The 14534-nt window shown below is 73.9% G+C and carries 11 protein-coding genes; 6 read left to right on the top strand and 5 right to left on the bottom strand.

The features are described 5' to 3' along the window. Positions 1-13: 13 nt before the first annotated feature. A complete protein-coding gene (locus ACFYON_RS01655) occupies positions 14-712 on the bottom strand; it encodes an HAD family hydrolase (RefSeq protein ID WP_354873188.1) in 699 nt (232 codons plus the stop codon). A gap of 135 nt (positions 713-847) precedes the next feature. Here ACFYON_RS01655 and ACFYON_RS01650 point away from each other — a divergent pair, with 135 nt between their 5' ends. Together ACFYON_RS01650 and ACFYON_RS01645 are read left to right on the top strand one after the other, a co-directional pair. After that, positions 848-2167 carry a hypothetical protein gene (locus ACFYON_RS01650; protein ID WP_355095909.1) on the top strand — a complete coding sequence of 440 codons (1320 nt, stop codon included), beginning with the start codon at positions 848-850 and terminating at the stop codon, positions 2165-2167. A 181-nt stretch (positions 2168-2348) separates the two neighbouring features. Beyond that, positions 2349-2837: a hypothetical protein gene (locus ACFYON_RS01645; RefSeq protein ID WP_354873192.1), complete on the top strand. Its 489-nt coding sequence runs from the start codon at positions 2349-2351 to the stop codon at positions 2835-2837. Between the two features lie 91 nt (positions 2838-2928). Here ACFYON_RS01645 and ACFYON_RS01640 read toward each other — a convergent pair whose 3' ends face one another. Beyond that, positions 2929-5649 carry a glucosidase gene (locus ACFYON_RS01640; RefSeq protein ID WP_354873194.1) on the bottom strand — a complete coding sequence of 907 codons (2721 nt, stop codon included), beginning with the start codon at positions 5647-5649 and terminating at the stop codon, positions 2929-2931. Positions 5650-5691: 42 nt separating this feature from the next. On the opposite strand from ACFYON_RS01640, the gene ACFYON_RS01635 reads away from it, so the two are divergent. From ACFYON_RS01635 to ACFYON_RS01620, 4 genes are all read left to right on the top strand, one after another. Next, a complete protein-coding gene (locus tag ACFYON_RS01635) occupies positions 5692-7635 on the top strand; it encodes an amylo-alpha-1,6-glucosidase (protein WP_354873196.1) in 1944 nt (647 codons plus the stop codon). 127 nt (positions 7636-7762) lie between these two features. Further along, on the top strand, positions 7763-9088 hold the full coding sequence (locus ACFYON_RS01630) for a glycosyltransferase family 4 protein (protein WP_354873198.1): 1326 nt from the start codon (positions 7763-7765) through the stop codon (positions 9086-9088). A gap of 89 nt (positions 9089-9177) precedes the next feature. Continuing rightward, positions 9178-11523, top strand: coding sequence for a protein kinase (locus ACFYON_RS01625; protein WP_354873200.1), 2346 nt, complete (start codon positions 9178-9180; stop codon positions 11521-11523). 109 nt (positions 11524-11632) lie between these two features. Further along, positions 11633-12442, top strand: coding sequence for a metal-dependent hydrolase (locus ACFYON_RS01620; protein ID WP_354873202.1), 810 nt, complete (start codon positions 11633-11635; stop codon positions 12440-12442). Positions 12443-12477: 35 nt separating this feature from the next. On the opposite strand, the gene ACFYON_RS01615 is transcribed toward ACFYON_RS01620, so the two are convergent. The 3 genes from ACFYON_RS01615 to ACFYON_RS01605 form a co-directional block, all read right to left on the bottom strand. Further along, a complete protein-coding gene (locus ACFYON_RS01615; protein WP_354873204.1) occupies positions 12478-12963 on the bottom strand; it encodes a hypothetical protein in 486 nt (161 codons plus the stop codon). Between the two features lie 121 nt (positions 12964-13084). Next, entirely contained in the window at positions 13085-13801 is a 717-nt protein-coding gene (locus ACFYON_RS01610) for a VOC family protein (RefSeq protein ID WP_354873206.1), read from the bottom strand. A gap of 89 nt (positions 13802-13890) precedes the next feature. After that, a complete protein-coding gene (locus tag ACFYON_RS01605) occupies positions 13891-14484 on the bottom strand; it encodes a nucleotidyltransferase family protein (protein WP_354873208.1) in 594 nt (197 codons plus the stop codon). Between the last annotated feature and the right edge of the window lie 50 nt (positions 14485-14534).

The raw sequence follows: 14534 nt of genomic DNA, 5'->3' as shown, positions 1-14534 counted from the left end.
GTTACCGGCCGGCTCAGAAGTGCTGGACCAGGTCGGGGAACCCGGCCAGCCGGATCACCCGGGAGTCGGACGGGTCCAGCTCGTCGTGCTCCAGGATCCAGGTGTTCTCGTTCGGGATGAAGACCGCGTTCATCCCGGCGGCCCGCGCGGGCAGGATGTCCGAGCGCGGGGAGTTGCCGATCATCCACGCGGCGGCCGGGTCGAAGGCGTGCTCGCGGGCCAGCCAGCGGTAGGTGTCCGCGTCCTTCTCCGGCACGATGTGCGCGGCCCGGAAGTGGTGCAGCAGTCCGCACGCGTCCAGCTTGCGCTGCTGCTCCTCGCGCTCGCCCTTGGTCAGCAGCAGCAGCTCGTGCCGCCCGGCCAGGTCGTCGAGCGTCTCGGCCACGCCCGGCATCAGCTCGACCTGGTGCCCGACCAGTGCCGCGGCGAGCTGCTCGATCTCGGCGCGCTCCCGTGCGGTGGCCGGACGCTCGCGCAGCCTCTCCAGGCACTCCCCGAGGCTGCGCAGGAAGACCTTGCTGCCGTAGCCGTGCGCGACGGCGTTCGCGCGCTCGATGTCGTCGAGCACCTCACGGATCCGCGCCCGGTCCAGCGTGGGGTGGTCGAGCCAGGTGAGGAAGTCGTCGATGACGCGCTCGAACAGGACGTTGTTCTCCCAGAGCGTGTCGTCGGCGTCGAAGACCAGCACGGCGGCCTCCCGGCGCGGCGGCATCGCATCCCCTCCCTCGTGGACCCCGGACACCGTACTGCCCGGCCGCCGGACGGGTCACGCGGATTATCCGGTCGGTTGCCGGTTACCGGCGGCTACCCGACTGCGGAATCCCTGGTCCGACGGCATGCTTCGGCCATGAAGACCTCACCTGATCATCCACCTGGACGCCGGCGGCGGGTGGCCGTCGCGGTGGCCGCGACGCTCGCGGTCACCGGCGCGGCGCTGCCGGGTTCCCCGGCGCTCGCCGTCAACGCCGCGCACACCACAGTGGTCGGCACGAACCCCGTCGACTGGACGCCGCACGCGCTGGACGGCACCGTCCACCGGATCCTGCAGATCGGCAACCGCGTGTACGTGGCCGGCACGTTCACCAAGGTGCGCAACGCCGGTCAGTCGGCCCAGCTGGCGATGCCCCGGCTGGTGGCCCTGGACGCGACCACCGGCCGGATCGACACCACGTTCCGGCCGCAGGTGAACGGCGCGGTCAAGGCGCTCGCGCCCGCGCCGGACGGCCGCTCGCTCTACATCGGCGGTGCGTTCACCACTGTCAACGGCACGGCGGCGTCCCGGCTGGCCCGGATCGACGCGGCCACCGGCGCCCGGGTCGCCGGGTTCACCACGCCGGCGCTGAACAACCAGGTGAACGACATGCGCCTGGTCGGTAACCGGCTGATCGTCGGCGGCGCGTTCCAGACCGTCGGCGGGGTGACCCGGCGGGCCCTGGCTGCGGTGAACGCCACCACCGGGGCGGCCGACGCGTCGGTCGACCTGAACCTGGCCGGTCCGCGCAAGACCACCTCCGGGGCCACCGCGCCGGTGAAGGTGGAGGCGCTCGACGCCTCCCCCGACGGCACCCGGCTGGTGTTCGCCGGCAACTTCAGCACCGTCGCCGGCGTGGTGCGGCACCAGCTCGCGGTGGCAAACCTGTCCGGCGCGGGCGCCACGCTCTCCGGCTGGGCCACCGACCGCTACCAGCCGCAGTGCGCGAAGTCGATGCCGTCGTACCTGCGCGGCGTGGACATCTCTCCGGACGGCGCCTGGTTCGCGGTGGTCACCACCGGCGGCCCGTTCGCGGGCACGCTCTGCGACACCGCGGCGCGCTTCGAGTTCGGTACGGCCACCGGCGGCAAGCAGCCGGCCTGGGCCAACTACACCGGCGGCGACACGCTGCTGTCGGTGGCGGTGACCGGCGCGGCGGTCTACGTCGGGGGCCACCAGCGCTGGCTGGACAACCCGCAGGGCCGCAACTCCGCTGGTCCGGGCGCGGTGTCCCGGCCGGGCATCGGGGCGATCCACCCGACCACCGGCAAGGCGCTGCCGTGGAACCCGACCAAGGACCGGGGCGTCGGCACCCAGGAGCTGTACGCCACCGACCGGGGCCTGTGGGTCGGCAGCGACACCGTGACGGTGGCCGGGGAGTACCACGCCCGGCTGGCGTTCCTGCCGCTGCCCTGAATGGGTGGGGCGCGACGTTCTCCGTCGCGCCCCACCGTCGGCGAAGCATCGATTCCGCCCGCGACTCTCGGCGTTCCCGCAGCGCAACACATCGGCACCCGCAATACAAGCATTGACCTTCGTCGCTGCCTCCGTGTATAAAGGGTTGCATAATTAACGGGGACCAACGGAGGAGCAATTAATGCGATTCCCCCTCTCCCGCCTCATTGTCGCCCTCGCGTCGACGATGGCCGCCGTCCTCGCCTTTCCGGCTTCGGCACAGGCCGCACCCGGCTGGCAGTCCTACACCTACTCGTCCAAGTGGCACTGCTCCCAGGCGAGCTCGGACACCTCGATCGCCGCGGTCAGTGTCTGCGTGGTCGTGAACGGCCAGGCGACCCAGGCCGTCGTCACGGTGACCAACAAGAGGTCGAGCACGATCCAGATCCAGGCGCCGACACTGACCCTGTACTCCGTCGGCCAGCCGCTCTCCACCGTCTCCTGCAACTTCAGCTACCTCAGCGCCAACCAGACGACGGCCTGTTTCGGACCCACTTTCCAACGCACGTGCAGCCAGAACGCGCAGACCTGGGCGAAGGTGAACTACAGCCTGCCCGACGCAGCCATATGGAAGGTCGCCACCGGCTGGTCGCCCACCTGGAATATGTGCACGGTGGCCAGATCGCGCTGAAAATCGCCGAGTCAACCGGCGGCCCGCTCAATTCGAGCGGGCCGCCGGCTATTTCTCGGATTCCGCGCCACGCCGATTCGGCGACCCACGGTCAACGGCGCAACGTGAGGATCAGGTCGGCGACCAGCGCGGTCCAGCCGGTCTGGTGCCAGGCGCCCAGGCCGGCGCCGTTGTCGCCGTGGAAGTACTCCGGGAAGCAGATCAGGTCGCGCCAGTCCGGGTGGGTCTGGAAGAGCTGCGCGGCGCCGTAGATCGGCCGCCGTCCCCAGTCGTCGCGGGTGAACAACGAGATCAGCCGGGCGGACAGGTCGTCGGCGATCTCGTCCAGCGTGCGCTTGACGCCGGACCGGGTCGGATACTCGACCTGGAGGTCGTCGCCGAAGAACGCGGCGTAGTCGCGCAGCGCGCTGATCAGCAGGAAGTTCGTCGGCATCCAGATCGGGCCGCGCCAGTTGGAGTTGCCGCCGAACAGGCCGCTGGTCGACTCGGCCGGCTCGTACCCGACGCTGAACTCCTGCCCGCCGAGCATGACGGTGAACGGCTTGTCCAGGTGGGCCCGGGACAGCGTGCGCAGCCCGTACTCGGAGAGGAACTCGTCGGTGTCGAGCATCCGGGCCAGCAGCCGCACCACCTGGTCCGGCGCGACCATCGACAGCAGCCGCTGCTGGCGGCCGTCCGGTCCCAGCCGGCGGGCGCCGATCACCTCCGCGTACTCCGGGCGGTTGGTGAGGAACCAGCGCAGCCGGGCGCCCAGCTCGGGCAGTCGGCGCATGGTCCGGGCGGACAGCCGGGTCACCGCGGCCAGCGGCAGCAGCCCGACCACCGAGCGGACCTTCAGCGGCACCTTCGTGCCGTCGGCCAGACGCAGCACGTCGTAGAAGAACGCGTCCTCGGCGTCCCAGAGCCCCTGGTGGTACGCCGCCGTGGCGATGTACGCGAAGTGCTCGAAGAACTTCGTGGCGGTGTCGGCGTACGTGCGGTCGTGCTCGGCCAGCACGATCGCCATGTCGAGCAGGTTGAGCGCGTACATGGCCATCCAGCCGGTGCCGTCGGACTGCTCCAGCACCCCGGCGACCGGCAGCGCGGCCGAGCGGTCGAACGGGCCGACGTTGTCCAGCCCGAGGAAGCCGCCCTCGAAGACGTTGTTGCCGCCGGTGTCCTTGCGGTTGACCCACCAGGTGAAGTTGAGCAGCAGCTTGTGCATCACCCGGGCGAGGAACTCGTGGTCGCGGGCGCCGTCGATCTCGAAGACCTTCAGCGCCGCCCAGGCGTGCACCGGCGGGTTCACGTCCCCGAACGCCCACTCGTACGCCGGGATCTGCCCGTTGGGGTGCAGGTACCACTCGCGCAGCAGCAGCAGGATCTGCTCCTTGGCGAAGCCCGGGTCGACCCGGGCGATGGTGACGCAGTGGAAGGCCAGGTCCCAGGCCGCGTACCAGGGGTACTCCCACGGGTCCGGCATGGAGATCACGTCGAAGCTGTTCATGTGCCACCAGCCGCTGTTGCGCCCGTGCCGTCGGCCGGCCGGCGGTGGCGCGGAGCCGGGGTCGCCGGACAGCCACCGCTCGACGTCGAAGTGGTAGAACTGCTTGCCCCACATCAGCCCGGCGATGGCCTGGCGGGCCACCAGTGCCTCGTCGGCGGTGGCGGCGGCCGGGATGACGCTGTCGAAGAACCGGTTCGCCTCGGCCCGGCGGGCCCACAGCACCGTGTCGAAACCGTGGCCCAGGTCGGCCGGTGCGGGCGGCGCGCTGGCCGGCGGCGGCGCGGTGCGGGCCAGCCGCAACCGGATCTGCCGCTTCTCGCCGGCCGGCACGTCCAGCACGTAGTGCAGCGCGCCCTTGGTGCCGATGCGCTCCGGGTTGACGGTGTCCGCGCCGGCCACCACGTGGTCGTTGATGCCGTCCTTCGGGTACGGCGACCGCCCGGGCAGCCCCCACAGCCGCTCGGCGTTCGTCTCGTTGTCGCACAGCAGCGGCACCGGGTCGCCGTCGCCCTCCAGCAGCAGTTGGCCGAGCACCCCGTGCTCACCGACGAGCCGGGCCCCCGACCGCTCCCCGGCCGGCTCGCCGACCAGCTTCGGCACCCGGTCGGTGCCGGGCAGCCCCCACGCCCACGTGTTGCGGAACCACAGCGTGGGCAGCACGTGCAGCGTCGCGTCCTCGTCGCCCCGGTTCGCCACGGTGATCAGCACGCACATGTCGGCCGGGGACGCCTTGGCGTAGTCGACAGTCACCGCCCAGTACCTGTCGTCGTCGAAGATGCCGGTGTCCACGAGCTCGTACTCGGTGTCGTCCCGGCCGCGCAGCGCGTTCACCGCGACCAACTCGTCGTACGGGAAGGCGGCCTGCGGATAGTGGTAGCGCCAGCGCATGAAGGAGTGCGTCGGAGTGCTGTCGAGGTACCACCAGTACTCCTTGACGTCCTCGCCGTGGTTGCCGCCGTCGCCGCCGAGGCCGAACATCCGCTCCTTGAGGATCGGGTCGCGCCCGTTCCACAGGGCGAGGGCGAAGCAGAACGTCTGCCGGTCGTCGCAGACGCCCGCCATGCCGTCCTCGTTCCACCGGTACGCTCGGGACCGCGCGTGGTCGTGGGGGAAGTAGTCCCACGCCGTGCCGTGCTCGCTGTAGTCCTCCCGTACCGTCCCCCACGCCCGCTCGGACAGATAGGGGCCCCATGCGCGCCAGTCCTGCTCCCCGGCGTCGGCCTGGGCGAGCCGGTGCCGCTCGGGGTCGGGGGACGCGGAGGTCGACCGGTCGGTGATCACTGGCTCATCTTCGACGCCGCCCGGGTACTTCTCCACAGCGGCCATTGTCGCCGTGGCATGTCACACCTCGCTGCCGGTGGAGGAAAGTTGATCGACATCCGTTTCGGGCCACGGGTCTGCGGCGAGCTGTCCACCGCCGCCGCGCGGGAATGGCTGGTCACGGACGGGCGCGGCGGTTACGCCATGGGCACCGTCGCCGGGCTGCGCACCCGCCGCTACCACGGACTCCTCGTGGTGGCCGGTGAGACGCCCGCGTCCCGCAAGGTGGGACTCGTGAGCCTCGACCCGGCGGTGACCCTGCCGTCGGGGCGGCAGGTCCGCCTCGGCGCGCACGAGTGGTCCTCCGGCGTGGTGGACCCGCGCGGCTTCGAACAGCTGGAGCACTTCGACCTCGCCGACGGGGTGCCGCGCTGGCGGTGGCGCATCGGCGACGTGGTGATCGAGCGGGAGATCGCCATGACGTACGGCCGCTCCTGCGTGGCGGTGGTGCACCGGCTGGTCTCCGGCGGCCCGGTCCGGCTGGACCTCGCGGCGGCCTGCACCTGGCGCGACGCGCACGGCGAGCGGCGGGCGGACGGTCCGGCGCCCCGGCTGGAGCCGGCGGCCGGCGGCGCCGTGGTCGACGGCGCGTACCGGCTCGCCGGGCCGGACTGGACCCCGGTGGGGCAGTGGTGGCACGGGGTGCGTCACCGCACCGAGGCCGAGCGCGGCCTGCACCCGGACGAGGACCTCTGGTACGCGGGCCGGTTCACCGGCGCGCTCGACGAGCCGGGCGCGACCGTCTCGGTGCTGGCCTGGGCGGACGACCTGGCCGAGGAGCCGCCACCGGCGACCGCGGTGGTGGAGGCCGCCCGCCGGCGCAGCCGGGCGGTGGTGGCCGCGGCGAAACCCGCCGACGCGGTCGAGGCGACGCTCGCGCTGGCCGCCGACGCGTTCGTGGTACGCACCGCCACCGGCCCGGACGTGGTCGCCGGCTACCCCTGGTTCGGCGCCTGGTCGCGGGACACGATGATCTCCTACGAGGGTCTGTTCCTGTGCACCGGCCGCGCCGACGAGGGCCGGGACCTGCTGCGGGCGTACGCGGCCACGCTGAACGAGGGCATGCTGGCGAACACGGCCGACACCGGCCGGGTCGAGTACAACACCGTCGACGCGACGCTGTGGTTCCTGCACGCGGTCCACCGGCACGTCACCGTCACCGGGGACACCGACCTCGGCGACGAGCTGCTGCCCGCGCTGCACGGCGTCGTCGAGGCGCACGTGGCGGGCACCCGGTACGGCATCGGCGTGGACCCGGCCGACGGGCTGCTGACCCAGGGCGGCCCGCCGGACGTGGCGCTGACCTGGATGGACGCCCGGGTGTACGGGAGGCCGGTGACCCCGCGTACCGGCAAGCCGGTCGAGGTCAACGCGCTGTGGATCAACGGGCTAGCCGGGCTCGCCGAGCTGACCGAGCTGGCCGGACGCGACGCCGCCCCGCTGCACGCCCTGCACGACCGGGCCACCGCCGCGTTCCGGGAACGGTTCCCCGCCCCGGCCGGCTGGCTGCACGACGTGGTGGACGCCCCGGCGCCCGCGTACCCGCTCGGCGGGGCCCCGCACCACGACGACGACCTGCTGCGCCCCAACCAACTGCTCGCCTGGTCGCTGCCGCACGCGCCGCTGGAGCCGGACGAGGTGACGCTGCGCCGGGTCACCGAGGCGCTGTTCACGCCGCTCGGCCCGCGCAGCCTCGCCCCGGACTCCCCCGGATTCACCGGCCGGCACCGGGGCGGGCCCGCCGAGCGGGACTCGGCGTACCACCAGGGCACCGTCTGGCCGTGGCTGACCGGGCCGCTGCTCGACGCGTACCGCCGGGCCGGGCTGCCCACCGACGACCTGCTGGTGGGACTGGTGGGCCACCTCACCGAGGACGGCCTGGGCTCGGTGAGCGAGACCGCCGACGGCACGGCCCCGCACACGGCCACCGGCTGCCCGTTCCAGGCGTGGTCGGTGGCCGAGATGCTGCGTGCGCGGCGGATGCGCCGGTAACGCGTTACAGACCGGCAACCGGCGCGTCGTCGCCGGTTATCGACGCCCCGGCAGGATGGGTGACGACTCCACCGGACACCACGACGACGCCGCCGGGGTGGGGACGCCACAACTCAAAGGGGGCCGCGTGTCAGCTGACGCCGAAGTGATCGACATCCAGCCCGCCCGGCGCCTGCGGGTGCTGCTGCTCTCCTGGGAGTACCCGCCGGTGCTCGTCGGTGGGCTCGGCCGCCACGTCCACGCGCTGTCGGTCGCCCTGGCCGCCGCCGGGCACGAGGTCACCGTCGTCACCCGCCACGCCGACGGCGCACCCCTCGAGGAGTACGCCGACGGCGTGCGCATCGTCCGCGCCGCCGAGGACCCGGTCCGGTTCCCGCTCGCCACCGGCTCCCTGCTGGCCTGGACCATGGCGTTCAACCACACCCTCACCCGGGCCGCCCTGCGCGCCGCCTCCTCCGGCGCCTACGACGTCATCCACGCCCACGACTGGCTCGTCGCGCACACCGCGGTCACGCTGGCCGAGCACCTGGACGTGCCGCTGGTGACCACCATCCACGCCACCGAGGCGGGCCGGCACCAGGGCTGGCTGCCGGAGGAGATGAACCGCACCATCCACGGCGTCGAGCACTGGCTGAGCAACGCCTCGGGCCGGGTGATCGCCTGCTCCGGGTACATGCGCGACCAGGTGGCCCGGCTGTTCGGCGTACCGGCCGGGCGCATCGACGTGGTCGCCAACGGCGTCGACGACCGGGCCTGGCGGGCCCGGCCGCACGCGGTCGCCTCCGCCCGGGCCCGCTTCGCGGCGGGCGGGCCGCTGGTCGGGTACGCCGGCCGGCTGGTCTACGAGAAGGGCGTCCAGCACCTGGTGCACGCCGTGCCACACCTGGCGAAGCGGCACCCCGGCCTGCGTGTGGTGATCGCCGGGGACGGGCCGTACAAGGACGAGCTGGTCGACCAGGCGCGGCGGCTGCACGTCGGGGACACGGTCCGGTTCGCCGGTTTCATGGACGCCACCCAGCTCCCCGCGGTGCTGGCCGCCACCGACGCCACGGTCATCCCCAGCCTCTACGAGCCGTTCGGCATGATCGCGCTGGAGGCGGCGGCGGCCGGCGCGCCGCTCGCGGTGGCCCGCACCGGCGGGCTGGCCGAGATCGTCGAGCCCGGGGTGACGGGGGTGACGTTCCCGCACGGCGATCCGGACGCGCTGGCCGGCGCCGTCGACCGGCTGCTCGGCGACGAGGTCTTCGCCCGGCGGGTGGCCCGAAAGGCCCGGACCATGGTCAGCCGGCGGTACGCCTGGTCGGCGATCGCCGCCCGGACCGCTGCCGCCTACGCCGCCGCCCGCCGTGACCACGACACGTTCCAGGCCCGCCGGGCCACCCGCCTGCTGGCCGGCGACCGGTCCCCGATCGCCGTCCCGGAGGGGAACCTGCTCGCCGGCGCGGCAAGTTAGGCCCCCGGGGGACATGACGCACTGACATGCGATAGGTACCGTCCGATCCGTTGGCTATTGTGGACCACTGACCAGCGGTGAGGAGTGCGGTGCGGGAGGTAGTGATCGCGGGGCGGTACCGCCTGCTCGAACTGGTCGGCCGCGGCGGGATGGGCCAGGTCTGGCGGGCGCGCGACGAGGAGCTGCAACGCGAGGTCGCGGTGAAGCAGGTCGTGCCGCCGAACTGGCTCGCCGAGAACGAGCAGGACGAGCTGCGCGCCCGTACGCTGCGCGAGGCGCGGACGTCCGCGCGGCTCAACCACCCCAACGTGGTGCGGGTCTACGACGTGGTCCGGGTCCAGGGCGAACCCTGGCTGATCATGGAGTACGTCCCGTCCCGCTCCCTCCAGGAGATCATCGAGGGCGACGGGCCGCTGCCGCCCGGGCGGGCCGCCGAGATCGGCCTGTCGGTGCTCGCCGCGCTGCGCGCCGCGCACGACGCCGGGGTGCTGCACCGGGACGTGAAGCCCGCGAACGTGCTGCTGGCCCGGGACGGGCGGGTGCTGCTCACCGACTTCGGGCTGGCCGTGTTCGAGGGCGGCGACGGCGCCATGACGCGGCCCGGCCTGGTCCTCGGCTCCCCCCAGTACGTCGCCCCGGAGCGGGCCGCCGAGGGCGTGTCGAGCGTCGAGGCGGACATGTGGTCGCTCGGCGCCACGCTGCACGCCGCGGTGGAGGGCCGCTCGCCGTACGCCCGCAGCACCGCGATGGCCACGCTCGCCGCGCTCGCCACCCGGCCGCCCGACCCGGCCCCGCACGCCGGCCCGCTGACGCCGGTGCTGGCCGGGCTGCTGCGCCGCGATCCGCGTACCCGCATGGGGCACCGCGAGACGGCCCGGCTGCTCGGCGTGGCCGCCGTGTCGGAGGTCGACGGGGAGGCCGCCGGGTCCGCCGGCCGCGCCACCGCCGCGTCGTCCGACCGGGCGGCCGGGCGCGAGGCCCCCGGTCCGGCACGCGGCGCCCCCGGTGACGGCGCCGCGCTCGCGGGCAACCCGGCCGCGCCTGCGGGCGGCATCTACCCGGACCTGATGCCGCCGGCCGCCGCCGCGCGGGCGTGGAGCCGGGCGGCGAAGCGCAGCGAGTGGGCCCCGCCCGCCGAGGGCGACCGCGCGCCGCCACCGGGCGACGCCACCGGACCGGCGGACGTGCCCGGTTCGGCCGGCCGCCGCTCGGATTCCGCCGGCCTCCCCTCCCCGTCGTCCGCGGCCGGCCGGCCGGATGCGAACCGCCGCCCGGATGCGACAGGCGGTCCGGCCGCCGACCGAGGTTCGGGCGCCGCCGGCTCGGGTGCGGCCGATCGCTCGGGTGCGGCCGGTCGCTCGGGTGCGGTCGGCCGGGCGGCGCCGCCGGAGCACGCCCGGGCCGGTGGCCCGGAGCGGGACCGGGCCGGTGACCCGGATGCGACCACGGAGCCGGAACCGCCCCGGGGCGGGCCGGCCCACCCGGGCCCGATCAGCCTCGGTCCCACGGTCCTCACCAGCTTCGTCGACCCGGGCAGCCCGGGCGGGCCCGAGTCGGCCCCCCGCGCCGACGCCCTCAGTCCGGTACACATCGGCGGCCCCGGCTCCGCGCCGGTGTCCAAGCCTCCTCCGGTCGCGCACAGCGGGCCGGTCGACAGCGGCGCGGTGCATCCCGCCCCGCCCCGGCCCGCCGGGGTCCCCCGCCCCGCCGACCCGCCGCTGCCCGCCGCTGGCCGGAACCCGCTGCACCACTGGGGAGTCGTGCTGGGCGCCGTGCTGCTGGCAGTGGCGACGGGCGTGGGCACCGCGCTGGCGATCACCGGCGGCCGCGACGATCCGCCGCAGGCGGTCCGTTCCCCAGAGGCCGTCGTCACCCGCCCCTGGGACCGCCAGCCCGGGCCGGGCCTGCCACCCCCGCCGTTCCCCTGCGTCCGGCCCGACGTGGCCGGCACACCGGTCCGCAAGGGGCCACCCCCCGACGACCCGCCGGTGACAGTTCCGGCCGGCTGGGTCTGGCCCGCCGACACCGGCGGCTTCCGCATCGCCCTACCCGCCGGCTGGCTGCAACTGCGCTCCGGCGACACCACCTGTTTCCAGGACCCGGCCAGCCGGCGCATCCTCGGCGTCGAGCCGTACCCGGGTGGCGATCCGGTGGGCCGGTTGAAGTCGTCCGAGCGGGATCTGAACTCCGCCGGCCGGCTGCCGCTGTACCGGAAGCTCCGGTTGGAGCCCGACGGCCCGGGAGCGGCGTGGGAGTGTCTCTGGACCGCGCCGTACGGGGAGCGGATGCACGCGTTGCGCGTGCTGCCCGGCGAGCGGGCCGGCTGGACGCTCGGCTGGACCACGTCCGACGCCGACTGGCAGGCGGCTTCGAAACAGTTCGCGGTCATCCGCGCGAGCCTCGGCACGGTCCGGCCCACCCGTACCGCGGGCTGAACCGGCGCTCTCTCCTCTGTGGACCGTCCGGGTGATGCCCCGCCGTCGTACCGGCTGACTACAGTGGCGTAGTTTCGTAGATCAAGATCTTCGGGAAGGGCGAGCCGAGATGATGGGACCGTCCCACGCGCTCTCGGGCGCGGCGGTGTGGCTGACCGGCTCCTGGGCGATGGCCCAGTTCGCGGACTACCACCAGACACCGCTGGCGCTGGCGGTGGGCACCGCGGTCTGCGCCGGCGGGGCGCTCTTCCCCGACCTGGACCTGTCCGGGAAGGTCACCCGGAACCAGGGCGGCGCCACCGTGGCGCGCACGTTCGGCGTGTTCAGCCTCTTCGTCGCCGAGGTGGTGGAGAAGATCTCGCTCGGCGTCTACTACGCCACGAAGCTCAGCAAGGATCCACGCCGCAACAACGGGCACCGCACGCTGACCCACACCATCCCGTTCACGGTGCTCGTCGGCTGGGGCACCACCGCGCTCTGCGCCCACTACGGCAAGTGGGCGGTGGTCGGCATCCTCTTCTTCATGATCGGCCTGGCGCTGCGCGGGCTCTTCGACGAGTGGGCCGAGCGCGCCGGCTGGGTGGTGGTCACGCTGGTGTCCGCCGCCGCGGCCTGGTTCACGTTCGCCACCCTGCCCGGTGACCGCGGCTATCCGATGATCGGCTTCGCGGTCGGGGTGGGCTGTTTCGTGCACATCCTCGGCGACATGATCACCCGAGCCGGGGTGCCGATCCTCTGGCCCATCCCGATCAAACGCCGGATGTGGACGATGATCGGGCTCCCGAACAAGATCGCCCTGCGCACCGGCAGCAAGGCCGAGACCGTGGTGCTGCGCACCGCGATGACGGTGCTCTCCGTGCTGGCCGCGCTGGGGCTGGTCGCCCCGTCGGTGCTGCAACGCTTCAACATCCAGGTGTAGCCGGAGCGGACGTCCGGAAGATCGGCCCGAGCGGGTCAGCCCGCTTCGGCGGGCAGCGGACCGGCAGTGGCCGCCCGGCGCCCGATCAGCCGGGCCGCCCATCCCACGCCGCCGGCGCTGAGCGCGTACGCCGCCGTCGGCGGGAGGGCCAGCAGCGCGCCGATCCCGGCCACGAGCGGCACCCGGGCACCCGGCACGTCCGTGGCGACCGCGACCGCCGTGGCGTACCCGGCGGCCAGCACGACCGCGACGAGCCCCGCATACGCCAGACCCCGGCCGAACCGCCGCCGGCCCGCGGCCTCGCCGAGCGCGACGGCCGGCGCGAACAGCAGTGGCAGCCCGGCCACGCCGAGCAGCGCCGCGATCAGCACCAGCAGTGGCCCGGCCAGCGGGCCGCCCGGGTCGGCGCCGGTGACCAGCGCGTACGCCAGCAGGCCGAGGTAGCCGACCACCGCCTCCGCGACGACGACGAGCCAGGCCGCCGCGGCTCCGGCGAGATGTCGAGCGACGGTGGCTCCCACGTTGTCCCCTCCCCGCGCGGACGGCACGACGACCGTCCGATCGGAACGGTAGCGCCTCGCCGCATCGAGGTGGGGGCGGGCAGGGCCCCGTGCGGGTGCGGTCCCTGGGGCCGCACCCGCATCACCGGGCTGTCAGGAGGCAGAACTCGGTGCCGTCCGGGTCGGCCAGCACCACGTCGCCTGCGGTGTGCCTTCCCGTGCCGACCCGGGTCGCGCCGAGCGCGCACAGCCGGTCGATCTCCGCGTCCCGGTCGCCGGCCGCGACCAGATCCAGGTGTACCCGGTCCCGGCCCTCGCTGAGCATCAGCGGCGGGCCGCTCCAGGTGACCTTCGCGCCCCCGCGCGGCGACTGGATCGCGGTCTCCTCGTCCTGGTCCCAGACCAGCGGCCAGCCCAGCGCCTCGCTCCAGAAGAGACCGGCCGCCCGCGTGCCGTCGCAGTTCACCGCACCGACAAAGCCGCAACCGGCGAGGAAGCCGTTGCCCGCCCCGATGACGCAGAACTCGTTGCCCTCCGGGTCGGCGAGCACCACATGGTCGTCGTCCGGGCCCTGGCCGATGTCGATGTGCCGGCCGCCCAGCGCCAGTGCCCGGGCCACCGTCTCCCCCTGCGCCCGCGGTGACGCGCTGGTCAGGTCGAAGTGGATCCGGTTCTGCGCTGTCTTCGGGGCGGATGTCGGCAGGAACCGGATGCGGAAGTCGCTGTGGGCGTCGCCGCCCAGCGCCACGCCCTCGCGCGGGTCGTCCACGATCTCGCGGCCCAGCACCCCGGACCAGAACCGCGCGAGCCGCGGCGGGTCGCCCGCATCGAGGCTCACCGCGTGAAGGTGAACAGCCATCCGCCCGTCTCCGATCCGCGTCGCCGTCGGCAGGTCAGTAGCGTAGGCGGGCGGGCCCGGCCGCGCAGCCGGGGTCCGACAACGGCGCGTCAGGCGCCGACGCGTTGTTCGGGGATGGACAGGCCGTAGAGCGCCATCAGCTCCGGACTGTCGATCCGGCTGCCGTCGGCCACCGAGTCGCAGGCGATGTCGACGATCTGGTCCTTGTGCGCCAGCAGGTACGGCCGCGCCCCCACGTCGGCGCTGGCCAGCGTGGCGATGCCGGACCAGTGCCGGCGGCCGAACAGCATCGGGTAGCCGCGCAGCCCGTCGTAGGTGGCGCAGACCAGCACGTCCGGGTACGGCAGCGCGGTCACCCGGCGGACCGCCGCGGCGGTGAGCCCGGGCATGTCCACCGGCACCACGACGACCGCCTCGATGTCGTCGTCGGTGAGCGCGGCGAGCCCGGCCCGGATCGAGGAACCGACCCCGGTGCCCCAGGCGCGGTTGACCACGACGGTGGCGCCGCTCAGGTCGGTGGTCTGCCGTACCTGCTCGGCCGCCGCGCCCAGGACGACCACGACCTGCGCGCAGCCCGCCTCGGTCATCGTGTCGACCATCTGGCTGACCAGTGGCCTTTCGCCCTGGTGCAGCAGCGCTTCGGGTCCGCCGATGCGGCGGCCGCCACCGGCGGCGATGATCATTGCAGCGATCCGGTTCAGCGGTGCCCCCTCGATCAGGGGTCGGACCGGGC

The organism is Micromonospora sp. NPDC005686 (assembly GCF_042871665.1).
Taxonomy (GTDB): domain Bacteria; phylum Actinomycetota; class Actinomycetes; order Mycobacteriales; family Micromonosporaceae; genus Micromonospora.
The sequence above is the reverse complement of the archived record's forward strand: the minus strand, read 5'-3'. Positions and strand labels throughout refer to the sequence as shown.